Consider the following 22948-nt stretch of genomic DNA (forward strand, 5'->3'; position numbering starts at 1 on the left):
CCCGTCGCCTGCGCTGGCGCCGTACAAAACCGTGTTGACGAGTTCTCGGCGGGTGAACGTGCCTCGAACCGGATGAAGCCGCTTTAACGGTAGGGCTTACGGCTCGTGAACGCGCTGCGATGTGATGTACCCCGCTTCAGGGCGTTACCGTCCGTTACGGGTACGGCCCGGCGTGAAGACCTCGTTCCACGCCGCGGCGACCTGCCGTGCGCACGACGCGGGCGCGACGCCGCCGAAGCCGGTACCGAGGCCGGGCATCGCGATCGTGTGGACGAGATCACGGATCCGGCCCTGGTCGAGCCTGCCGTCGCGCCATTGCCGGAACACCGCCCGGGCGGCCAGGTACGGATGCACGGTGTCGCGCGGGAGGCGTTCGCCGGGTTCCCGCATCGTCGGCGCGCTGATCAGCCAGGCGGGCTCGGCCTCGCCGGTGGGCACGACCACCGCTTCGCCGATCGGGAGCTCCCCGCCGTGGTAGGCGAGCACCGCGCTGCGCACGTTCTGCTCGACTTCGGGATAGGCGCGGGCATAGACGGCGTCGATGCCGCCGCGCATCCAGCCGTAGGAGTTCGCGGGGCTGACGACGGCCTGCGCGACGACGTCGAGCACGGATCCGCGGTGCACGAAGACCCGGCCGTCGACCGTGTCCGCGACGGTCGTCCAGGCTTGTGCGAGCAGGTCATCGACGGCGCACAACACCAGCTCCGGAGTGGGGCGGTCCGACAGGGGAGGAAAGGAGGAGCCGGCGTCCTCGTGGCCGGTGCGCGTGCCCGGTTCGGCGGTCACGCCCTAAGCATGACAAAAAAAGCCACCCGGCGTAACCGGTGCGCGTACCGGCTGTCCGAGTGAAAGTCGCCACCCGCGCCGTGCGTAATCTGGCGGGGTGTCACGGATCGCTTACTTCGGCCCTCAGGGAACCTTCACCGAACAGGCCGCGCGCCGGCTCGCCCCCGGGGAGGAGCTGATCCCGGCGGAGACCATCCCGGCGGCGCTGGCCGCGGTGCGCTCGGGCGCGGCCGACGCCGCGTGCGTCCCGATCGAGAACTCCGTGGAGGGCGCGGTCACCGCCACCCTCGACAGCCTGAGCGAAGCCGAGCCGCTCGTCGCCGTGGCGGAGGTACTGCTGCCGGTCCACTTCAGCGTGCTGACCCGGCCGGGCACCACCGAGATCCGCACCGTCGCCAGCCATCCGCACGCGCTCGCCCAGGTCCGCCACTGGGTCGAGGCGAACCTGCCGGGGGCGCATCCGGTCGCGACGTCGTCCACGGCGGCGGCCGCGGTCGCGGTGGACGCGGGCGAGTTCGACGCCGCCGTCACCGCGCCGGTCGCCGTCGAGCACTACCCGCTGGAGGTGCGGGCCACCGAGGTCGCCGACGTCCGCGACGCCAAGACCCGGTTCCTGCTGGTCCGCGCGCCCGGTGAGCTGCCGCAGCCGACGGGGGCGGACCGCACGTCGATCGTCGCCGCCGCGACGAACCGGACCGGTGCCCTGGCCGAACTGCTCACCGAACTGGCGGTCCGCGGCATCAACCTGACCAAGCTGGACGCCCGCCCGACCAGGAACAACTTCGGCGAGTACCGCTTCTTCATCGACTTCGAGGGGCATGTGGCCGAGCCCCGGATCGGCGACGCGCTGGCCGCGTTGCGCCGCCGGTGCCGGAACGTCCGGTTCCTCGGCTCCCACCCGCGCGCGGACAACGGAACGACCGAGATCGAACCGGGCGCCGCCAACGAGGATTTCACCGACGCGATCGGCTGGGTCGAGTCGGTACGGAAGGGAGCACAGGCGTGAAACTTCTCCTCGTCCGCCACGGCCAGACCGAAGGCAACGTGCGCGGCGCGCTCGACACCGCGCTGCCGGGGCCGCCGCTCACCGAGCTGGGCCGCGAGCAGGCCCAGAGCCTCGTGACGCGGCTGGACGGCGAGCCGATCGTCGCGGTCTACGCCTCGCAGGCGGTCCGCGCCCAGCAGACCGCCGCGCCGCTGGCGGCCGAACGGGGCTTGGACGTCCAGGTCCTCGACGGCGTGCACGAGGTCGCGGCGGGCGACCTCGAAGGCAAGACGGACAAGGACTCGATCACGACCTACATGAGCGTCGTGCGCCGGTGGACGCTCGGCGAGCTCGACCCGCCGATCCCCGGCGGCGAGACCGGTGCGCAGGTCCGCGCCCGGATGCTCGACGCGGTCGCCCGCCTCCGCGCCAAGCATGAGCAGGCCGACCCCGACGGCACGGTGGTGCTGGTGAGCCATGGCGGCGCGATCCGCCTCGGCGGCGAATGGCTCGCCGGGAACGTGACCGCCGAGGTCGCCAACCAGGGGCTCATTCCCAACACCGGGATCGTCGAACTCGTCGCGGCCCCCGCCGGCTGGACCTGTCTCACCTGGGCGGACGCCCCCGTCGACGCCTGACCAGGAACGTTTGCCTCCGCGCCCGCCGGGGAATACCCCCCACAAGATCGATTAACACCTTGTGGGGAATTAACCGATGGAGCGCAACCCCCACGGCGGACAACACGTCTACTGAACGGTGGGTCACCCGGCATTGTCCGGTTACAGGGAGGCGAATGACCATGATTCGTTCGAAACTGATCTCCATCGGCGGTCTCGTCGCGGGTACCGCCGGGCTTCTGCTGCTCAGCGCCTGCGGTGCGGAACCCGCGCCCGTCGCGCAGAACACGTCCGCGTCGCCGTCGAGTTCGGCGCCGGACACCTCCGCCGCGCCCAGCGCGAGCTCGTCGAGCCCGGCGCCCGCCCCGCAGCCCGCGCAAACGCCCGCACCGGCGCCCAAGAACGACGGACTGTGCAAGGCGGGCGACGTCAAACTGTCCATCAAGGACGGTGACGCCGCCGCGGGCACGGTGTACCGCAAGCTCGTCATCACCAACTCGAGCGGGCACCCGTGCACCATCCAGGGTTTCCCCGGCGTCTCCTACGTAACCGGCGCCGACGGTCACCAGGTCGGTGAGGCCGCGTATCGCGACGGCGCCAAGGGAGCCCCCGTCCAGCTTGCCAACGGGGAAAGCGCGGTCGCCGACGTCGGTTTCGTGAACGTCCGCAACTACGACGAGGCGGCCTGCAAGCCCACCGAGACCCGGGGGCTGCGGGTGTACCTGCCGCAGGAGACGGCCTCGAACTTCGTGCCGGTGCAGGGACTCGGCTGCGCGGGGAAGATCCCGGGCAATCAGCTGACCGTCCAGACCGTCCACAAGGGCTAGAGCCACAAGGAACTAGAGCTGGGTGCAGAGCTGTTCGGCCTGCGCCAGGTGCCGCTGGCCCGAGATCTGGTTGAAGTGCAGGCTGAACACCATCCGGCTGACCCCGTCGATGTGCTCGGCCAGCGGCCGGTAGGTGTCGTTGGCGGCGGCCGCCGCGGCGGAGAGTTCGCGTGCGGCCGTCATCCGGTGCAGGACCTCGGGGGCGAGGACGGCCACGGTCCGTTCGCCGGGTGCCGAATCGGTGGTGTCCGGGATCGTGCCGACCCTGGCCAGCGCCGAACAAGCGTGTTGCGCGTCTTCGAGCGCCCCCGCGTTGACTCCCGAGAGCGCCCACAGCATGCCGATCACGCCACCGCCGATCACGAAACCGGCGAAGGCGGTGAGTACCTGCGGACGTCTCGAAGGTTCTGTCGTCCCCACGCCGGCCTCCGGCACCAGTGTCTGCTGCATCGCGGACCTCCCCGTCACCAGTGGCGGTGATGGGCTATTTCAGCACCAAAGACCTTTGTTTTCACCGGTCTTGGTGGAGAACCCGCTCCTCCGTGGCCGATTCGTCATCGAAGGCTCCTTGCCGTAACGAGACGAACGCGAAACCGGCTACTCCGAACAGCAGAAGCCCGGACGTGAGGAAGGTCCGGGCCGGGGAACCGAGGGCATGGGTGAGGACGCCGCCGAGCAGCGCGCCGATCGGGATCGCTCCCCACACGACGGTGCGCCATACGCCGAGGACCCGGCCGAGCAGCTCGCCGGGGACGAGTGTGTGCCGCGCCGTGCCGAGCACGATGTTCACCGCGACCACGGCGGCCGCGAACAGGCCGAACAGTGCCGCTCCCGCCACCGGCGAACCCGTCAGGCCCATGCCGGTGAACGCCGCGCCGCAGCAGGCCGTGCCCCCGACGAGTACCGCGCGACGGCTGGTCGCCTTCACCAGCCGCGGGGCGGCGGCCGCGCCGAGCAGGCCACCGATGCCGCCGACGAACGCGAAGAGCCCGAAGGCCGCTTCGCTGAGGCGCAGGTACTCGATCGCGTAGAGCACCAGCTGCGCCTGCGCGAGTTCGCTGACCAGGCTGATCAGTCCGGCGACGACGACCAGTCGCAGCACCAGCCGGCTGTGCTTCAGCCAGCGGAAACCCTCCGCCAGTCCGGCGCGGAGGTTGGTGGGCGCGTCGCCGGTGGCTCTCGGCCGGTAGCTCCCGGCGAGGCCGATCAACACGGCGGCCGCGATCGCGAAGCCCACCGAGTTGAGCAGGAAGGGGAACGTCGCGAAGAGCGCGAAGGTGGCGCTGCCGACCGGCCCGCCCAGGAAGGTCTGCCCCACGATCTCGCAGGCCTGGAGCTTGCTGTTCGCGCTGTCGAGCGAACCTTCGCCGACGACCGCCGGGATGAGCACGTTCGCGGCACTGTCGGCGACCACCTCGGCGAAGCCGATGAGCAGGGCGGCGGCGTAGACCAGCCAGATCGTCACCCCGCCCGCGGCGACCAGGGCGGCCGTCCCGCCGACGACCACCGCGCGGACGCCGTTCGCGAGGATCATCGCCCGCCGCCGGTCGACGCGGTCCAGCAGCGCGCCCGCCGGGAGCGCGAACAGCAGCCACGGCAGGAACTGGGTCGCCGAAAGGCCGGCGATGAGCAGCGGGTCCCGGGTCAGGGTGACCGCGAGCAGCGGGAACGCGACCTTGCCGATCCCGTCGCCGAGGTTCGACGCCGCGCTGGAGGCGAGCAGCCAGCGCAACCGCCGGTCACCCCTCCCGCGTGCCGCCGATCCGGCCATGTCCGCCTCCCGGGCATTCGCCGGCGCCGGCCGACGACAAGGTGTCGAAAGTTTAGCTGGGGCTGTCGCCCAAAGTGGCTGGTTTGTTACACCGAGTTAAGATTCCGGAGAACCCATGGTGCTCCACGCACAAAAATCACCGACCATCCCGCCTACGGCGCGGAATCCGTCGCGGGGGAGCAAGGGACCTTTGCTACCACCCCGGCGGCGGCTCAGCCCCACCCGAGTTCGTGCAGGCGCGCGTCGTCGATGCCGAAATGATGGCCGACCTCGTGGATGACCGTGATCAGCACCTCCTCGACGACGTCCTCCTCGGTGTCGCACATCTCCAGCAGCGGGCGCCGGTAGATCGAGATCCGGTCCGGCAGTACCCCGCCGTACTCGTGCGTCCGCTCGGTCAGCGCGACCCCGTGGTACAGGCCGAGGATCGTGGGCGACTCCTCGTTGAACTCCTCAACGAGTACCACGACGTTGTCCATGGCGTCCGCGAATTCGGGCGGCAGCTCGTCCAGCGCCTCCGAAACCAGCTCCTCGAACCGCTGCTGCGTCATCTCGACGGGCACGCGATCACCCTCCGGTCTTCGGCGGGGAGGACGACGACGGCGGCGGGCTCTCGCCGGTGCCGACCTTGACGCTCCCGGTGACCGGCGCCAGCCCCTTGTTGTCCGGCAGGACCGCCGCCACCTTGCAGTTCACCAGCGTCGACCCGGCGTCCCAGCTCTCCTGCTCGCGGACGTCCCAGCTGATGATGAGCTTCTTCGCCGCCAGGTCCGCGTTGCCGCTGTACTCCTGCGCGGCCGTCGAGCACTCGGTGTCCAGCCAGGTGTTCTGCTGCTCCTGCGACGGGTAGCCGTCCTTGAACTTCGTCTTGAGGTCGAGCGTCGCGAAGATCTCGTACGAATGCGCCTGCGCGCAGTCGATGGGGTCGCCGAAGCTGTTGTTGAGCAGCGCGAGGCAGGTGCCCGGCTCCCAGACGGCGGACTGGTCCTGCTCCTTCGCCGGCCCCTTGGTCGGCTGGAGCTTGCCGCCCTGGCCCGCCCACTGCAGACCGCACCGCAGCTGACGGTCGCCGTCCGCCCACTGCGCGGGGGTCGGCCGGAGCAGGTTCATGCTCAGCTTGCCGTACGGATCCAGCGTGCGGCCGAGGTACGGCTTGACGTCGATCGTGCACTGCGACCTGGAGATCTCCTGCCACTGCTCCAGGTTCGGGCTCGGCGCCCCCGGCGGGTACTGCGCGCCGATGTCGACGATGCTGGTGACCTCGAACAGATGGGACTCGGCGCACGGCACGCGCCGCGCGTCGGTGGCGTCCGGATTGTTCCAGGTCAGACAGGTGCCAGGAGGAGACTGGAACGCCTCGGCCGCGGCGGGCGACAGTTTGGGGGCGCCGCCGCCCGCACCGCCCTCCGGGCCCACGTTCCACGAAAACGCCACACTCAGCGAAAGCGCGATGATCGCGCCCGCGAACACACCGGCCATGAGGAGCCGGGTGCGCAGGGTGCTCAGCGCGTTTCGCGGATCACGGAACCGCTCGGCCTGTTGAGACATCCACTCCATGATGCCCGCGCCGCACGTAAGGTGCGCGTACCGGGTGGTTAGTGTGGAGACACGGGTTCGGGCCGGCGGGCGATTACGGAGCTTCGATGACGCAGGATGACAACCAGGGGGCACAGGTGCCTCAGGAGCCGCCCAAGCGCGGCTCCATGCGCTTCCAGGACGGCAGCACGCAGGCGCGGCAGCCGTCGTTGGCCGAGCAGCGGGCGCGACAGCAGGCACTGGCGGAGCAGGAGCGCCAGGAGGCGCTGGCCGCCGAAGCCGCTCGCGCCGCCGAGAAGAAGTCTTCGACCAAGAAGAAGATCCTGATCGGAACCGGTGTGACGGTCGGTCTGGTCGGTCTGGTCGCGACGTTCTACACGGTCGCGAAGCCGGAGAACGTCACGGCCGTCTGCACCACCAGGGACACCGAGATCGTCGACAACGACCAGAACTGCGACGAGAACTACGTGCGGTCGCACGGCGGTTACGTCAGCGGCGGGTTCTTCTTCCTCCCCATCGGCGGTATCGGTGGGCCGATGCAGAGCTACCGCTACAACTACGGCGGCTCCGGCGCGATCGGGCAGCGCGTGTCGGGTGGCTCGTACACCGCGCCGTCGAACGCGAACATCAGCACGAAATCGGGCAAGTCGGTCCAGCGTGGCGGGTTCGGCATCAGCGGCAAGAGCGGCGGCAGCGGCAAGAGCGGGGGCTCGTAGGTGTACCGGGATTCCAAGCCGCCCCGGCGGGACTGGCAGCACATCGTCGAAGAGCAGGGCCTGGTCTTCGGCACGCCCGCCCGCGACGGCTCCGGCAAGTCCCGGCCGTACTGGGACGAGTCGGTCCACTACGTCTTCGACATGGACGAGATCCTGTCCGTCGAGGCGGACGTGGAGCTGCTGCACTCGATGTGCCTCGAAGCCGTCGACAACGTGATCACCACCGAGCAGTACCACCGCTTCGGCATCCCCGAGTGGGTCTGGCCGCATATCGCCGAGTCGTGGAAGCGGCAGGATCCGCACGTCTACGGCCGGTTCGACCTGCGCTACGACGGCAAGAGCCCGGCGAAGCTGCTCGAGTACAACGCCGACACCCCGACCTCGCTGCTCGAGGCCGCGGTGCTGCAGTGGCACTGGAAGACCGCGGTCTTCCCCGAAGACGACCAGTGGAACTCGATCCACGAGAAGCTGGTCGAGCGCTGGGGCGAGCTCGCCGACAAGCTGCCGTCGAACGAACTGCATTTCACCTGGTCGTCGGCCGATCCGTCCGGTGAGGACCACGTGACGACGGCGTACCTGCAGGAGACCGCCGCCGAGGCCGGGCTCGACACCGTCGGCCTGTCGATCGAGGAGATCGGCTGGGACCCGGTGCTCAAACGGTTCGTCGACCTCGAAGAGGCACAGATGGCGACCGTGGTGAAGCTCTACCCGTGGGAATGGGTGGTCGACGAGGAGTTCGGCCGCTTCGCCGTCGAGACCATGCCGCGCACGCTGTGGGTCGAGCCGCTGTGGAAGATGATCCTCTCCAACAAGACGCTGCTCGCGATCCTGTGGGAGAACTACCCGGGGCATCCGAACCTGCTGCCCGCCTTCGCCGACGACCCCGGTCTGCTGACCGAGTACGTCCGCAAGCCGAAACTCGGCCGCGAGGGCGCGAACGTGCAGATCGTCGCCACCGGGTACGAGACGCAGACCGACGGCGTCTACGGCGCGGAAGGGTTCGTCTACCAGGCGTTCGATCCGCTCCCCGAGTTCCAGGGCTACCGGCCCGCGCTCGGCGCGTGGATCGTCGGGGACCAGGCCGCCGGCCTCGGGATCCGCGAGACCGCGGGACTCGTCACCGACGACGGTGCGGCGTTCGTCCCGCACCGCATCGTCGAGTCGTGATAGAAGCAACCGCACAAACCTGACATTCCTGACTTCCTGGAGAACCCCTGTGACCACCACCCTTGCGCTGTCCGACACGTTCGGCTCCGACCTCGTGCGAGGGATCGGCGCGATCCTGCTGTACGGCGTCGTCGGCCTGCTGATGATGTTCGCCGGGTTCTGGGCGATCGACTGGACCACCCCCGGCAAGCTGTCCCAGCTGGTGACCCGCGGCCTGCCGAACGCGGTCATCGTCACCGCTTCGGGCCTGCTGTCGATGGCGTTCATCATCGTCGTGGCCATCGCGAACTCCGCCAGCGACCTGACCGAGGGCCTCATCACCTCGCTGGTCTACGGCGTGCTCGGCATCATCGTGCAGGTGCTCGCCGTCCGGCTGCTGGAGTGGGCGACCCGGATCGACATCCGCTCGACCATCGAGAGCGAGAAGTTCGCGCCCGCCAGCGTCGTGGTGGCCTCCGCGCACCTGGCCCTCGGCCTGATCGTGGCCGTCGCCATCTCGTGACTTCTTAACCTGCTGAAACCGGCATCGGCGCACGATTCCCACTAACGTGGGGGTCGTGCGCCTTTTGAGGACACCGGACGACCGGTTCTCGGACCTGCCCGATTTCGACTTCGAACCGCGCTACGCGGAACTCGTCGACCTTCACGGCGGCGTGATCAGAGTGGGCTACGTGGAGGCCGGACCCGAGGACGGGCCGCCCGTCCTCCTGCTGCACGGCGAGCCCACCTGGTCCTACCTCTATCGCAAGGTCATCCCGGTGCTCGCCGACGCCGGGCTGCGCGCCATCGCGCCCGACCTGGTCGGCTTCGGCCGATCCGACAAACCCGGCGACATGGTCGACCACACCTACCAGCGGCACGTCGAGTGGATGCGCGCGTTCGCCTTCGACGTCCTCGACCTGACCGACGTCACCCTGGTCGGCCAGGACTGGGGCGGCCTGATCGGCCTGCGGCTGGTCGCCGAGAACCCCGATCGGTTCGCCAGGGTCGTCGCGGCCAACACCGGCCTCCCCACCGGCGACACCGACATGCCCGAGCTGTGGCACAAGTTCCGCGACACCGTCGAGAACGCCCAGGTGCTCGACGTCGGGCGGTTCGTCCAGTCGGGCTGCCAGACCAAGCTGTCCGAGGAGGTCCGCGCCGCCTATGACGCGCCCTTCCCGAACGAGATGTACAAGGCCGCGCCGCGCGCGATGCCTTCGCTGGTGCCGATCACCCCGGACGATCCGGCCTCGGCCGCCAACCGGGCGGCGCTGAAGGTGCTTTCGGAACTGAACAAGCCGTTCCTGGTCTCGTTCTCCGACGGCGATCCGATCACCGCGCCGTGGGGCCTCGAACTGCGGGGCTCGATGCGTGGCGCCCGCGAACTCGAGCATCCGACGATCACCGGCGCCGGTCACTTCCTGCAGGAGGACGCGGGCGGACGGCTGGGCGAGGTCATCGCGCGCTTCGTCCATTCCTGATCCTCGTGAGTGGCAAGGACGGTTCCAACCGTCCTTGCCACTCACGAGGGCGTCAGGAGATGGCGGCCAGGGCGTCCACGATGATCCCGAGACCCTCCGCGGCCTCTTCGGCGGTGAGCGTCATCGGCGGCGCGATCCGCAGGACGTTGCCGTGCAGGCCGCCCTTGCCGATCAGCAGCCCGCGCGACTTGGTCTCCTCCATCATCCGCGCCGCGGCGCCCGGGTTCGGTGTCATCCCGCCCGGCTCGACCAGTTCGACGCCGATCATCAGGCCCTTGCCGCGCACGTCCCCGATCAGCGGGTTCCCCGCCGCGCGCAGGCCGTCGAGCAGTTCGTTGCCGCGGGCGAGCGCGTTGGCCTGCAGGTCGTGGTCGGCGATGTGGTCGAGCACGGCGGCCGCGCCCGCCATCGCGACCGGGTTGCCGCCGAAGGTCGAGATCGAGTTCGCGGTGAGGCAGTCGACCAGGTCGCCGCGCGCCACGAGACCGCCGATCGCGAGACCGTTGCCGAGCCCCTTCGCGAAGGTCATCGCGTCGGGCACGACGTCGTGCGCCTGGATCCCCCAGTAGTGTTCCCCGGTCCGTCCCCAGCCGGTCTGGACCTCGTCGGAGATGAACAGGATCCCGTACTGGTCGAGGACCTCCTTCATCGCCTTGAACAGGCCGTCCGGCGGTGAGCTGAAGCCGCCGACGCCCTGGATCGGCTCCGCGATCATGCAGGCGACGTCGCCCGAAGTGCCCGTCTCCAGGACGTCGACCAGGTCCGCGACGCACGCGTCGATGTACTCGGTGTCCGAAAGCGCCCGGAACGGGCTGCGGTACCGGTAGCCGCCGTGCACGTAGCTCACCTTCACCGGGCTGAGCGACGACGCCGACCAGCCGCGGTTGCCGGTGATGCCGACCGTCGCGAACGACCGCCCGTGGTACGAGTTCCGCATCGCCAGCACCTGGTTGCTGCGCCGGTACTGGGTGGCGAGCATCAGCGCGGTGTCGTTGGCCTCGGTCCCGGAGTTGGTGAAGAACACCTTCGCGTCGGGGATGCCGGAGAGCTTCGCGATGCGCTCGGCCAGTTCGACCTGCGAGCGGATCAGGTACAGCGTCGACGTGTGCAGGATGCCGGTGTCGAGCTGCTTGCGCACGGCGTCGCTGATCGCCGAGACGTCGTAGCCCATCGAGTTCGTCAGGATGCCCGCGAAGAAGTCCAGGTAGGTGCGCCCGGTCGAGTCGATGACCCGGCGGTCCTGCGCGTGCACGATCTCGATCGGCTCGTCGTAGTAGAGCGCCAGCCACGACGGCAGTACCGCCTTGTGCCGCGCCAGCAGGTCCGCATCGGTCATCGGGTTTCTCCGTCCGCAGCAGGGAGATCTCAGTATGGGGACGGCCCGAAACGGGCGGCAACGATCAGACTGTCGGGTTATCCGCGCGGACCCGCACATTTTGTGCGGTCGGCACGGACTACTCTCAGCACTCGTGATTGACCCCAGGACTCTGCGCGATGACCCGGACGTCGTGCGCGCTTCGCAGCGCGCCCGTGGCGAGGACGAAGGAGTGGTCGACAAGCTGCTCTCCCTCGACTCCCGTCGCCGGTCCTCCATCGCCGCCGCCGACAAGCTGCGCGCCGAGCAGAAGTCGCTGGGCAAGCTCATCCCCAAGGCACAGGGTGACGAGCGGGCCGAGCTGCTCGCCAAGGCGAAGGACCTCGCCGCCCAGGTCAAGACGGCCGAGGTCGAGCAGACCGAGGCGTCGGAGGAGTTCGAGCAGCTGCACCGCCTGGTGCCGAACCTCGTCCACCCCGACGCGCCCGAGGGCGGCGAGGACGACTACGTCGTGCTCAAGCACGTCGGCGAGCCGAAGAAGTTCGACTTCGAGCCGAAGGACCACCTCGAACTCTGCGAGAGTCTCGGCGCGCTCGACATGGAGCGCGGCGCGAAGGTCTCGGGCTCGCGGTTCTACTTCCTCACCGGTATCGGCGCCCAGCTCCAGCTCGGCCTGCTGAACATGGCGGTCGCGCAGGCGACCGCGAACGGGTTCACCCCGATGATCACCCCGACCCTGGTGCGGCCGGAGATCATGGCGGGCACCGGTTTCCTCGGCGCGCACTCGTCGGAGGTCTACCGGCTGCGCGACGACGACCTGTACCTCGTCGGCACCTCCGAGGTCCCGCTCGCCGGCTACCACGCCGACGAGATCCTCGATCTCGCCAACGGCCCGAAGCGGTACGCGGGCTGGTCGTCCTGCTACCGCCGCGAGGCCGGTTCGTACGGCAAGGACACCCGCGGCATCATCCGCGTCCACCAGTTCGACAAGGTCGAGATGTTCGTCTACACGCGTCCCGAGGACGCCGAAGCCGAGCACGCGCGCCTGCTGGACTGGGAAGAGCAGATGCTCGCCAAGATCGAGGTCCCGTACCGGGTGATCGACACCGCCACCGGCGACCTCGGCACCTCGGCGTACCGGAAGTTCGACTGCGAGGCGTGGGTGCCGTCGCAGGGGACCTACCGCGAGCTGACCTCGACGTCGAACTGCACGACCTTCCAGGCCCGCCGCCTCGGCATCCGCTACCGCGACGACGACGGCCGCCCGCAGACCGTCGCCACGCTGAACGGCACGCTCGCCACCACGAGGTGGATCGTCGCGATCCTGGAGAACCACCAGCTCGAAGACGGTTCCGTCCGGGTGCCGGAGGCGCTTCGCCCCTTCCTCGGCGGAACCGAGGTGCTCACGCCGGCATCCAAGTAGCCGTCGGCGGTGAGGGGAAGAGGACGCATGCGGTTTCGGAATTCGCTCGCGATCGGGCTGGCGGTGCTGACGCTCGGCGGCTGCACGTCGGTCGTCGGCGGTACGGCGTCGCCGGTGCCGGGGCAGGGGCCGGTCATCACGAAGGCCGAGCCGTGCAAGCTGCTCTCGCAGGAGCAGGCGGAAGCCATCGGGGTCACCTTCCCCGGCAAGGAGCGTCCGGCGGACAAGGCCCGGAAGATCCCCGGGACCTGCCGGTATCCGGAGCTGGAGGACGCGCCCGACGGGGTCACGCTGGAGGTGTCGCAGAGCTTCGACCTCTCGCTGGTCGACTACGTCAGCGGCGCGCTTCCTGGCGAGAAGTTCGGCATCGGCGGGTTCACCTGGACCCGGTACGCGTCGATCTTCGGCCCGAGCCACTGCTCGCTGATGACCGAACTCGACCCGAAGACCTTCGTCGAGATCACCAGCGAGGCCCCCGGCGAAGACGTCACCAAGGCCTGCGACCTGGCGAAGGCCGCGGCTCCCGCGGTCGCGTCCCACCTGCCGGGCGGACAGCCGAGCCCGCCGCTCACCGCGCCTCCGGGCCAGAAGCCGATCGAGCCCTCCGGGCCGCTCTTGACCGTCGATCCGTGCTCGCTGCTCAAGCCGGAGCAGGTGACGCCGTTCAACCTCCAGCCCGCGCGGCCGATGAACGGTTCGTCGAGGGATCCGAAGAACGGCTGCCAGTGGGACGACAACGACGGCGACAAGGGCAAGAAGGCGCTCGACCTGTGGATCTACACGGCGACGAAACTCGAGGACGTTCCCGGTCTCGACGGCACCCCGGTCGAGCAGATGGTGGCGGGCAAGAAGTGGTTCGTCTACTCGAGCCCGGACAGCCCGATCTGCGTCGCGATGCTGCCGGTCACGGAGACGTCCTCGGTCAAGGTCGACACCGGTGACCTCAGCGACAACGCCAAGGCCTGCGAAATCCCGCAAGCCGTGATGCCGCTGGTGACCGGGAACATGCCCGCCTTTTAGCCGGTCAATTCGTCGGCGATGTGCTTCGCGATCTCCAGCGAGCTGGTCGCCGCCGGTGAGGGCGCGTTGAGGACGTGCACCTGGTTCCGCGCGGTCTCGATCAGGAAGTCGTCGACGAGCGCGCCGTCCGGGCGCAGCGCCTGCGCGCGGACGCCGGAGCCGTGCCGCACGATGTCGTCCTCGGTGACGGCGGGGACGAGCCGCGCGAGGCTTTCGGCGAAGCGGCGGCGCGAGAACGAGCGGCGGACCTCGTCGAGCCCGGTCGGGTACGCGTACTTGCGCGCGAGCCGCCAGACGCCGGGGAAGCGGGCGACCTCGGCGAGGTCCTTCGCCGAGATGTCGCGCCAGGTGTAGCCCTCGCGGCGAAGCGCGAGCACGGCGTTGGGGCCGGCGTGCACGCTGCCGTCGAGCATGCGGGTCAGGTGCACGCCGAGGAACGGCAGCGACGCGTCCGGGACCGGGTAGATCAGGCCGCGCACGAGATGGCGGCGTTCCGGCTTCAGCTCGTAGTACTCGCCGCGGAACGGCACGATCCGCGCGCTCGGGGTGAGCCCGGCGAGCCGCGCGACGCGGTCGGCGTGCAGGCCGGCGCAGTTGACGAGGGCGTCCGCGTGGATCACTTCGCCACCGGTCGCCACCTCGACGCCGCCCGTGCGGCCGGGCCGGATCCCCAGCGCGGGCGTGCCGAGGCGCAGGTCGGCGTCGGCTTCGTCGAGCAGCCGCACCAAGGCGGTGCAGACGCCCGCGAAGTCGATGATGCCGGTGGACTCCACGCGCAGCGCGGCGACGCACGAGACCTCGGGTTCGTACTCGCGGGCCTCGCACGGCGTGATCAGCTTCGCCGGGACGCCGTTCGCCTCGGCGCGTTCGGCGAGCACCTTCAAGGCCGGAAGCTCCGCGTCGGAGGTGGCGACGACGAGTTTGCCGCAGACCTCGACCGGCACCCCGTACTGCCGGGCGAAGTCCACAATGGACCGGTTGCCCGCGGTCGCCATCCTGGCCTTGAACGAACCCGGCTTGTAGTAGAGCCCCGCGTGCACGACGTTCGAGTTGTGCCCGGTCTGGTGGGCCGCCCAGTGGTCCTCCTTCTCGAGCACCGTGACGTCCAGGCCCCGTTTGGTCAGCTCCCAGGCGGTGGCGAGACCGACGATCCCGCCTCCGATGACTACGACTGTGCGCACGATCGACCAGGTTACCCGGAGCGCTACCTGACAGCTGTCAGGTTCGGTGGTAGCGTACCTGACCGATGTCAGGTAAGCGCTTGAGCAGGGAAGAACGCCGGGAGCGGATCCTCGCCGCGGCGGCGCGGGTGTTCGCCGCGTCCGGCTACGACGCGGCCGGGATGCGCGAGGTCGCGACGGCCGCCGGGATCAGTACGCCGGTGCTCTACGACCACTTTTCGTCCAAGGCCGCGCTGTACGCCGGGCTCCTGGAGTCCGAAGTGGACAGTCTGCTGGCCGGCTGGGCGGAGCTGCCGCCTTCGGGCACCGCCGAGGGGCTGCTGCGCGCCAGGGTGGCGGCGATCTTCGCCTGGATGGAGACGAACGAACGCGGCTGGCGGATGATCTTCGCCGAGACGCCGTCCGACGAAGCGGTCGCCGAGGTGCACCGGCGCGGGCAGGCCAGGTCGACCGCCCGGCTGACCGAGGTGTTCGGCCAGGTACCCGGGCTGGCGCTGACCGCGGACCTGCCGCGCGACCGCGCGAACGAAGCGATCGCCGAAGCGGCGAAGAGCGCACTGAACGCCATCGCCACCTGGTGGTGGGACAACCGCGACATCCCGCGGGAGCAGGTCGTCGCGCTCACGACGGATCTGTTGTGGCGCGGGCTGGGGAACCTGATCCAGGAGGACACATGAGCATCGAAACCGCCGAGCGGTACCGCCGCGCCCTCGAGACCCGTGACGTGGACCTCGCGCTGAGCATCTTCGCTCCGGACGCCGTCGTGCACTCGCCGTTGACGAGCCGGGTGCGGTTCAGCGGGCACGCGGAACTCAGGCCGTTGCTGGAGGTCGCGTACTCGCATCTGCGCGACATCCGGTTCCACACCGACACCGGCGACGAGACGACGCGGGTCGTCGTCTACACCGCGCGCATCGGCGGGGAGGAGATCGAGGAGGCGGCGGTGCTGAAACTCGGCGAAGACGGGCTCATCGCCGAAGTGACGCTGTTCGTGCGGCCGCTGCCGGGGCTCGTCGCGCTGATGGACGCCTTCGGCCCGGACATCGCCCGCCGCAACGGCCGCACCTTCGCGGCCCGGCTGCTCAAGGTGGCCGCGAAACCCTTGCTGGCCATGGTGCGGTCCGGCGACAAACGCGCGGTCCCGCTCGCCGGCCCGCGCTGACGATCGCGCGTGAAGGCCCCCTTCCCTCGGCTCAGCCGAGGGAAGGGGGCCTTCACGCGCGATCAGGACACAGCCACAGGAGCCGGGGCTGGAGCCGGTTCGTCCTCAGGGTCTTCGAGGACCTTCGGCACCCCGCGCAACGTGAACAGCGCGCTCACCGCCAGCACCGCCATCAGCGCCGCCGAGCACAGCATCGTCACCTGCAACCCGTCGACGAACGCCGACTTCGCACTCGCCAGGACCAGCGCACCCTGTTCCGGCGGGAGCTGCGCCGCGACCTGGACGGCGCCGCCGAGGGTGTCCGAAATCGCCGCCGATGTTTCGGGCGGCACGCCCGCCGGGAGGACGAGCTCGTTCCGGTACAGCGCGCCGAGCACACTGCCGAGGACCGCGATCCCCAGCGCCCCACCGAGTTCGGTCGCCGTCTCGGAGATCGCCGACGCGGCGCCCGCCCTGGCCTTCGGCACGACGCCGAGCACCGTGTCCGTCGCGACGGAGAGGATCAGCGACAGCCCGACCCCGAAGACGATCATCGCGGCGAGCAGGTCGGTGTAGACGATCGTCACGCCGACCGCCGAGTACAACGCGAACCCGACCGCCGACAGGGCACAGCCCAGTCCGATGGTGACCGCGCGCCCGAAGGCCTTGATCGCCAGCGGCGCGAGCACGCCGCCGAGGATCGCGCCGCCCATCCCGGGCAGCCCGGCGAGCCCGGACTTCAGCGGTGACCAGCCCGCCACCAGCTGCAGGTACTGCGCGAACATCAGCGAGACCGCGAGCTGCGCGAACATCGCCAGGATCGTGGTGCCGACGGTCGCCGAGAACGCCCGCTGGGCGAACAGCTTCAGGTCCATCAACGGTTCGGCCAGCCGCGGTTGCCGCAGCACGAACGCCAGCAGGCAGCCGATGCCGAGCACGGCGGCGACCGCGACGTCCCAGTGGCCCCAGCCCTTGTACGCGATTTCCTTGATCGTGTAGACGATCCCGACCATGCCGACGAGCGAGAGCAGCACACTGGGCACATCGATGCGATGGGACACCGGGTTCTTCGACTCGGGCAGGATCAGCGCGCCCGCGATCACCATGACCACGACCACCGGCACGTTGACCAGGAACACCGAGCCCCACCAGAAGTGGTCGAGCAGGAAACCGCCGACGAGCGGCCCCATCCCGAAACCGAGGATCGTCAGCCCGCTCGAAACCCCGATCACGGCCGCGCGTTCCTTGCCGGTGAACACGTTCCGCACGATCGACAGCGTCGACGGCATCAGCGTCGCGGCGGCGATCCCGAGCAGCGCACGGGCGGCGATCAGGAGTTCCGCCGTCGGCGCGTACGCCGTGATCACCGAGGCGACACCGAACAGCGACGCCCCGATCAGCAGCAGCTTCTTCCGCCCGATCCGGTCGCCGATGTTCCCCATCGTGATCAGCAGCCCGGCGAGGGCGAAACCGTACGCGTCGGCGATCCACAGCAGTTCCGTCGTCGACGGGTGCATCTCTTCCGAAAGCGACGGCAGCACCAGGTGCAGCACGGTCAGGTCGATCGCGATCAGCAGCTGCGCCAGCACGCAGACCGCGACGGTGCCGATCTTGCGGCCCTTGCCGATGGTCACCGCGAAACCCCGAACGTGAGCTCCGGCGTGTGCCGCGCGGTGCCGTTCTCGCCGTCACCCAGGTAGAACCGGGTGCTCAGGGTGCGGGCCGACGGGTCGAGGACGCTGCGCCACAACGTCCGCCACGGCGCGCCGGGCTCGACCGCGAAGGCCACCGTGTCGAGCGCGTCCCGCGTTCCGGAGTCCGCTTCCTTGGTGATGGTGCGAAGCCGCTCGTAGGTGCGCATGGTCTCGGGGTTGTCTTCGGGCAGCGCGTCGAGATCCGGATGACGGTGCAGCAGGTGGTTCGTGACGCACAGCGGCCCGTCGGCAACCTCGACGAAGTACTCGACGTCGTGCGCTCCGCGTTCGTAGACGAAGCCGCGGCCGGAGGTGTCGGCGACGATGTAGTGGCAGGGCGCGCCGTGCGCGTACTGCTTGGCGAGCATCAGCGCTTCCTTCGCCTCTTCGACGGTTTCGCAGGTGTCCAGCAGATACCGGTACACCTGCAGCACCGAGAGGCCGGCCTGCGGACCGTGGTCCAGCGGCATGGCCGTCTCGACCTCGGCCATCAGCAGGGTGACGACGAGCCCGGCCTCGTTGACGCCCTCCGTTCCACCGTCCATTGTGGACATGGTGAGCGAGGTCGAAGCGATGCCGTCGTCGGGGATCGTCGTCAGGACGTACGGCCGTGACGCCATCGGCACGGTCCCGTCGTCGACCGGCTCCTCACCGGCCAGCACCGCCCCCAGCTGAGTCCAGCTCATGGTGAAGAAGTCGTAGTTGCGGCCGAGCTCGCTCCCCGTCCAGAGCGCCGAACAACCCGATCCAGGGGGCAAGGCGCTCGCGTCGTCGAAGGAGACCGCCGCGTCGGCGGCGAACCCGTGCGCCTCGGCGAACCCGGCCGTGCGCGCCGCGTACTGAGGCCAGTTCCGGGCGAACCAGGTACGCCGCGCCTTGGCCACGATCGGATCGAGCGTCGGCGGCGACCATTCCGAGCGCGCCTTCACCTCGGCGCCGAGGGCATGACCGATTTCGGCCTGGGAGCCGCGCAACGTCAAATGCCGCACGGCGAGGAAGTCTTCGGGAGATCCCGCTACGTAAGTCATGGCACGGAGGGTGTCCGCCGCCGCTGACCGTCCACGCACCGAACGCTGTCAGTGCATGTCATCGGAATGTCATGTGCCCCGAGCGAAAGTGGTCCCACCAGGCAACGACAAGCGAGGGAAACCATGCTCAGCAACAAGGTGTACATCATCGGCGGGGCCGTCCTCAGCGTCCTCTTCGTCGCGCTCGCGATGGTCGAGTTCTCCACCGGCTACCCGGACGACGGCCTGCAGGACCTGCTCTACGCCGCCGTGAGCGCCGGCGCCGGCGTGCTGCTGTACGTCCTCGACCGCCGTCAGCGCGAGCGCCGCTCGGCTGCCGAAGCGCAGCGTGACGCCCGATGAGGAACATCGACGGCGGCTTCCTCGCCGCACCCGACCAGGCCTCCCTCCAACGCCGCGAGCAGGACGTGCGCAAGGGCAAGCTCGCGCTGATGCTGGCCGTCGTCGGCGGATTCGTCGCGCTCGTCGCCGGCTACAACGTCGTCGCCGACTTCTCCCCGGTTTCGCTGGTGGTGACGATGCTCGGGCTGGCCGCCGCGATCGGTGGCGGGCTGCTCACCAAACATTTGATGCGCGCCGTGCGGTTCCGGGTGCACAAACCGAACGCGGGCCTGGTCGGCGCCGCGAAGCTGACCGGGATGGTGGTGGTCGTCCTCGGCTTCATCGCGCTGGTCGGCTCGCTGGAAGGGCCCGGCGTGCTGCGGATCATCGCGATCGCCGTCGGCTGCGCGGCCATCGGCTACGTGAAATCGCTGCACGACCAGCAGTGGGTGCTCTTCGAACTGGACGCGGTGGGCATCCGGATCGAGCGGACGGTCGTGCCGTGGCGTGACGTCACCCGCCTCACCATCGACCCGGTCGGCCCGGGGATGACCCGCCTGGGCGCGGTCCCGGTCAACGCGGCACCGCTGTACGTCGCGGTCCAGGACAGCGAACTCGACCAGCGGCTCCTCGCCGAGGCCGTCGGCCGCTTCGCGCCGCAGGGCACGCAGCTGACCCGCGCCTAGAGATTCCCGGTCAGCTGGGCGGCACCCCGCAGGCCGAGCCCGCGGCGGTAGGCCCGGTCGAAGTCGTCACCGAGCCGCTCGCGCACGGTCGTCCTGAGCAGGGCGGCGTCCAGATCGACGGCGAACGGGGTGCCCCGGATGGTCACCGCCGCGCCGATCAGGACCGCCGCCCGCTCGGCGTCGCCCCGCACCAGCGCGACCCCGGCGAGACCCTCGACGGCGCAGGCCATGGTGGTGCTGTCGTGCCAGCGGTCCGCCGACACCAGCGCCAGCCGGTGCAGCTCCTCGGCCCCGTCGGCGTCACCCTCGGCGGCCAGGACCCAGCCGAGGGAGATCTTCGCGCCGGCGCGCACTCCTTCGGCCGCGAACGAACCACCGGAACACTCCGCGAGCGCGCGTTCGCTCAGCGCACGGGCCGCCGCCAGATCGCCCTCGTGCCGGGCGAGGAACGACAGACCGACGTACCCGGCCGCTCGGCTCTCGGGCATCCCGGCGCGGCGCGCGATCTCGATGGCGAGTTCGAAATCCGCCCGCGCGCCCGCCGCGTCGCCGTGGAGCAGCTTGCTGCCGCCGCGACGGCACAGCAGGTCCGCGTTGTCGTCGGACGCGCCGAGTTCCCGCATCAGCCGCAGGGCCTCGTTCATCGTTTCCAGCGCTTCGGCCTGCCGGTTCGTCCAGATCAGGATCTGGGAGAGATGGTCGAGGGCCATCGAAAGGCCCCAGCGTTCGCCGATCGAGCGGAACGCCTGCGCCCCTTCGAGCAGGAACTCTTCCGCTGTGTCGAGTTCGCCCTGCATCAGCGCGCGGAGGCCGTAACCGGTCGGCGCGAGGGCGAGGCTCCAGGCATCGCTGTTCGCCAGCAGCACCCGGCTGCGTCTGATCAGCGCGTCGTCGTCACCGGGCGGGCCGGACACGACGCCCATCAACAGCAGCAGTGCCGGGTTCCGGGGCGCCTTGGCGATATTCAGCATGAGGCCGTCCACCAATGGCAAATGCCGGTCGAGCGCCTCGTGGCCCCGCAGTCCCGCGGCGGCGGTGAGCACGCAGAGCTGGTACTCCTCTTCGAGACCGTCCGGTGCCCGTTCTCCGAGCCGTTTGACCACTTCCAAACACAGCGTCGAACCCTCGAAGCGGCGACCGCGCATCCACCAGTACAGCACCAGCGCAGCAGAAAGCCGGAGCGCGATCCGTACGTCGGATTCGGCGGCCCAGCGCAACGCGGCCAGGAGATCGTCGTAGGCGGCGTCGAGCCGGGCGAGCCAGATCAGCTGGTCGCCCGTGCGCAGCAACGGATCCGCTTCCTCGGCGAGGGCGAGGAAATGCTCGGCGTGTGCGCGCCGCAAGCGCTCGGTTTCACCCGCCTCGACGAGTTTTTCGGTGAAGAAGGCCCGGATGGTTTCGAGCATCCGATACCGGTCCCCGGTGCGTTCGACCAGCGATCTGTCCACAAGGGACGGAAGCAGTTCCGCGATGTCCGGCACGGCGCAGACCGCTTCGGCGTCGTCCAGGGTCGTGCCGCCCGCGAAGACGGTCAGCCGCCTGGCGAGCAGGCGTTCGTCCTCGTCGAGCAGATCCCAGCTCCACTCGACGACGGCGCGCAGCGTGCGATGACGGCTTTCGGCGACCCGGCTGCCCCGCGAGAGCAACCCGAACCGGTCGTCCAGCCGGGACGCGATCTCGCCGACCGGCAGGGTCCGCACGCGCGCGGCGGCGAGCTCGATGGCCAGCGGCAGCCCGTCGAGCGCGGCGCAGACCCGCTGGACGTCGCCCGCGGTCTCGTCGTCGACCACGAAACCCGGATCGCCCGCCCGCGCGCGGTCGGCGAACAGGCGGACCGCGGCGAACTCCAGCGACCGGGCGGGCGGCGTGCCCGGCGGCGGCACGGCGAGCCGAGGCACGGGGGAGACGACCTCACCGGTGATGCCCAGCGGTTCGCGGCTGGTGGCGAGCACCCGCAGCGCGGGAGCCGCGCCGAGCAGCCGGGCGGCCAGTTTCGCGGCGGCCTCGATCAGATGCTCGCAGTTGTCGAGCACCAGCAGGACGGCCCGTTCGGCCAGCGCGTCGATCAGCCGCTCCACCGGCGCGTTCTCCACCGGCGCGGTGACCGTCCCGAGCGGGACCGACCGCAGGCCGAGCGCGGTCAGCGCGGCGTGGGCGATATCGGAGTCCTCGGTGTACGGAGCGAGCTCGACGAAGACGGCGGGGAGGTCCACGGCTGCCGCGGTCTCGATGGCCAGCCGCGTCTTGCCCGCCCCGCCAGGTCCGGTCAGCGTCACCAGCCGCGAACTCTCCAGCCTGTCGAGCACGTGCCGGAGATCGCCTTCGCGGCCGATGAAGCTGGTGAGTTGCGCGGGAAGCGCCGTGGTCGTGCCCTTGGCAGGCGGTGTCTCACCGCGAAGCACGGCCAGATGCGCGGCGGCGAGATCCGGCCCGGGATCCGCGCCGAGTTCGTCGGCGAGGACGCGGCGGGCGTCCTCGAACGCGGTGAGCGCCTCGGCCTGCCGCCCGGCGGCGTGCAGCGCGCGGATCAGCAGCGCGCGGGACTTTTCCCGCAGCGGCTGCTCGTCGATGACCTCGCGAAGCTCGCCGAGGACGTCTTCGTGCTTTCCCAGCTTGAGCTCTGCCTCGACGCGGTCCTCGATCGCCGACGTCTTCAGCTCATTCAGCCTGGTGACCTGCGGATCGCGGAACGGCGCGTCGGTGATGTCCGCGAAGGCCGGGCCACGCCAGAGCCCGAGAGCATCGCGAAGCAGCTCGGACGCCTTCGCGGCATCTCCCGCCGCGAGAGTGCGCCGTCCCTCTGCTGCGAGCCGCTCGAACCGGTGCACGTCGACGTCGTCGGGGTCCACGGCGAGCCGGTAGCCCGCCGGGCTGAACTCGACGGGCGCGAGCTCTTTCAGCGCGCCCCGCAGCCGCGAGACCTGCGATTGCAGCGCGTTCGCCACACCTTCGGGTGGTTGTTCGCCGTAGAGACCGTCGATGAGGCGCTCCGCCGGGACGATCCGGCCCGCCTCCAGCGCGAGCAACGCGAACAGCGTCCGGACCCTGGGCCCGCCGATCGGAACGGTGGTGCCGTCGTCGCGGCGTACCTCCGTCGCCCCCAGAACGCCGAATCGCATGGGCTAAAGATTAGGGATGGAAGCGCAGCTTCTCCATTGAGGGCGGTGGCGGGGGAATGGATGGATAGGGCGTCGTTGACCTGGGCGGATCCAGCCCGCCCGAACTACGCCGATCGGCGTCTATACACTTCGCCGGGTCCCCACGCAATGGG

General features: G+C 69.9%; 23 protein-coding genes. 13 read left to right on the forward strand and 10 right to left on the reverse strand.

The window, feature by feature from the left end; all coding sequences use genetic code 11:
- Positions 1-144: 144 nt before the first annotated feature.
- Positions 145-786, reverse strand: a complete 642-nt coding sequence (locus H4W30_RS39860) for a macro domain-containing protein (RefSeq protein ID WP_126732484.1) — start codon at positions 784-786, stop codon at positions 145-147.
- A gap of 97 nt (positions 787-883) precedes the next feature.
- On the opposite strand from H4W30_RS39860, the gene pheA reads away from it, so the two are divergent.
- The 3 genes from pheA (at position 884) to H4W30_RS39875 (ending at position 3215) form a co-directional block, all read left to right on the forward strand.
- Positions 884-1792 carry a prephenate dehydratase gene (gene pheA, locus H4W30_RS39865; protein WP_192747447.1) on the forward strand — a complete coding sequence of 303 codons (909 nt, stop codon included), beginning with the start codon at positions 884-886 and terminating at the stop codon, positions 1790-1792.
- Positions 1789-2409, forward strand: coding sequence for a histidine phosphatase family protein (locus tag H4W30_RS39870; RefSeq protein WP_192747448.1), 621 nt, complete (start codon positions 1789-1791; stop codon positions 2407-2409). Before pheA ends, H4W30_RS39870 begins: the two co-directional genes overlap by 4 nt.
- 155 nt (positions 2410-2564) lie before the next feature.
- Complete coding sequence (locus H4W30_RS39875) at positions 2565-3215, forward strand: DUF4232 domain-containing protein (protein WP_192747449.1); 651 nt, start codon at positions 2565-2567, stop codon at positions 3213-3215.
- A 12-nt stretch (positions 3216-3227) separates the two neighbouring features.
- Here the strand turns inward: H4W30_RS39875 and H4W30_RS39880 are convergent, their stop codons facing one another.
- From H4W30_RS39880 to H4W30_RS39895, 4 genes are all read right to left on the reverse strand, one after another.
- Positions 3228-3665, reverse strand: coding sequence for a hypothetical protein (locus tag H4W30_RS39880; RefSeq protein ID WP_192747450.1), 438 nt, complete (start codon positions 3663-3665; stop codon positions 3228-3230).
- Positions 3666-3726: 61 nt separating this feature from the next.
- The gene (locus tag H4W30_RS39885) at positions 3727-4986 is read right to left on the reverse strand and encodes an MFS transporter (protein ID WP_192747451.1); all 1260 of its coding nucleotides are present in this window, start codon (positions 4984-4986) and stop codon (positions 3727-3729) included.
- 212 nt (positions 4987-5198) lie between these two features.
- A complete protein-coding gene (locus H4W30_RS39890; protein ID WP_034309691.1) occupies positions 5199-5549 on the reverse strand; it encodes a metallopeptidase family protein in 351 nt (116 codons plus the stop codon).
- Positions 5550-5553: 4 nt separating this feature from the next.
- Positions 5554-6534 (reverse strand): septum formation family protein, encoded by a 981-nt coding sequence (locus H4W30_RS39895; protein ID WP_192747452.1) that lies wholly within the window; start codon positions 6532-6534, stop codon positions 5554-5556.
- A 95-nt stretch (positions 6535-6629) separates the two neighbouring features.
- On the opposite strand from H4W30_RS39895, the gene H4W30_RS39900 reads away from it, so the two are divergent.
- The 4 genes from H4W30_RS39900 to H4W30_RS39915 are packed head-to-tail and all read left to right on the forward strand — an operon-like array spanning position 6630 to position 9868.
- A complete protein-coding gene (locus tag H4W30_RS39900) occupies positions 6630-7238 on the forward strand; it encodes a hypothetical protein (RefSeq protein ID WP_225950803.1) in 609 nt (202 codons plus the stop codon).
- Entirely contained in the window at positions 7239-8405 is a 1167-nt protein-coding gene (locus H4W30_RS39905; RefSeq protein ID WP_192747453.1) for a glutathionylspermidine synthase family protein, read from the forward strand.
- Between the two features lie 49 nt (positions 8406-8454).
- Positions 8455-8907 (forward strand): DUF350 domain-containing protein, encoded by a 453-nt coding sequence (locus H4W30_RS39910; protein ID WP_192747454.1) that lies wholly within the window; start codon positions 8455-8457, stop codon positions 8905-8907.
- A 55-nt stretch (positions 8908-8962) separates the two neighbouring features.
- Positions 8963-9868: a haloalkane dehalogenase gene (locus H4W30_RS39915; protein WP_192747455.1), complete on the forward strand. Its 906-nt coding sequence runs from the start codon at positions 8963-8965 to the stop codon at positions 9866-9868.
- 52 nt (positions 9869-9920) lie between these two features.
- Here the strand turns inward: H4W30_RS39915 and H4W30_RS39920 are convergent, their stop codons facing one another.
- The gene (locus tag H4W30_RS39920; protein ID WP_192747456.1) at positions 9921-11204 is read right to left on the reverse strand and encodes an aspartate aminotransferase family protein; all 1284 of its coding nucleotides are present in this window, start codon (positions 11202-11204) and stop codon (positions 9921-9923) included.
- Between the two features lie 133 nt (positions 11205-11337).
- On the opposite strand from H4W30_RS39920, the gene serS reads away from it, so the two are divergent.
- Positions 11338-12606 carry a serine--tRNA ligase gene (gene serS / locus H4W30_RS39925; RefSeq protein ID WP_192747457.1) on the forward strand — a complete coding sequence of 423 codons (1269 nt, stop codon included), beginning with the start codon at positions 11338-11340 and terminating at the stop codon, positions 12604-12606.
- Between the two features lie 27 nt (positions 12607-12633).
- Positions 12634-13626, forward strand: coding sequence for a DUF3558 family protein (locus H4W30_RS39930; protein ID WP_192747458.1), 993 nt, complete (start codon positions 12634-12636; stop codon positions 13624-13626).
- Here H4W30_RS39930 and lhgO read toward each other — a convergent pair.
- Positions 13623-14879 carry an L-2-hydroxyglutarate oxidase gene (gene lhgO, locus H4W30_RS39935; protein WP_378234597.1) on the reverse strand — a complete coding sequence of 419 codons (1257 nt, stop codon included), beginning with the start codon at positions 14877-14879 and terminating at the stop codon, positions 13623-13625. The genes H4W30_RS39930 and lhgO overlap by 4 nt on opposite strands.
- 8 nt (positions 14880-14887) lie before the next feature.
- Between lhgO and H4W30_RS39940 the strand changes: the two genes are divergently transcribed.
- Positions 14888-15484, forward strand: coding sequence for a TetR/AcrR family transcriptional regulator (locus H4W30_RS39940; protein WP_192747460.1), 597 nt, complete (start codon positions 14888-14890; stop codon positions 15482-15484).
- Positions 15481-15969 carry a nuclear transport factor 2 family protein gene (locus tag H4W30_RS39945; protein ID WP_192747461.1) on the forward strand — a complete coding sequence of 163 codons (489 nt, stop codon included), beginning with the start codon at positions 15481-15483 and terminating at the stop codon, positions 15967-15969. The genes H4W30_RS39940 and H4W30_RS39945 overlap by 4 nt, the downstream gene beginning before the upstream one ends.
- 62 nt (positions 15970-16031) lie before the next feature.
- Here the strand turns inward: H4W30_RS39945 and H4W30_RS39950 are convergent, their stop codons facing one another.
- Together H4W30_RS39950 and H4W30_RS39955 are read right to left on the reverse strand one after the other, a co-directional pair.
- Positions 16032-17582: an MFS transporter gene (locus H4W30_RS39950; protein WP_192747462.1), complete on the reverse strand. Its 1551-nt coding sequence runs from the start codon at positions 17580-17582 to the stop codon at positions 16032-16034.
- On the reverse strand, positions 17579-18670 hold the full coding sequence (locus H4W30_RS39955; RefSeq protein WP_192747463.1) for a C45 family peptidase: 1092 nt from the start codon (positions 18668-18670) through the stop codon (positions 17579-17581). Before H4W30_RS39955 ends, H4W30_RS39950 begins: the two co-directional genes overlap by 4 nt.
- A gap of 123 nt (positions 18671-18793) precedes the next feature.
- On the opposite strand from H4W30_RS39955, the gene H4W30_RS39960 reads away from it, so the two are divergent.
- Both H4W30_RS39960 and H4W30_RS39965 read left to right on the forward strand, forming a co-directional pair.
- Entirely contained in the window at positions 18794-19012 is a 219-nt protein-coding gene (locus H4W30_RS39960) for a hypothetical protein (RefSeq protein WP_192747464.1), read from the forward strand.
- Positions 19009-19677, forward strand: coding sequence for a hypothetical protein (locus tag H4W30_RS39965; protein WP_192747465.1), 669 nt, complete (start codon positions 19009-19011; stop codon positions 19675-19677). Before H4W30_RS39960 ends, H4W30_RS39965 begins: the two co-directional genes overlap by 4 nt.
- Here the strand turns inward: H4W30_RS39965 and H4W30_RS39970 are convergent.
- Positions 19674-22796: a BTAD domain-containing putative transcriptional regulator gene (locus H4W30_RS39970; protein WP_192747466.1), complete on the reverse strand. Its 3123-nt coding sequence runs from the start codon at positions 22794-22796 to the stop codon at positions 19674-19676. The genes H4W30_RS39965 and H4W30_RS39970 overlap by 4 nt on opposite strands.
- Between the last annotated feature and the right edge of the window lie 152 nt (positions 22797-22948).

The organism is Amycolatopsis roodepoortensis (genome assembly GCF_014873915.1).
Lineage (GTDB): Bacteria > Actinomycetota > Actinomycetes > Mycobacteriales > Pseudonocardiaceae > Amycolatopsis > Amycolatopsis roodepoortensis.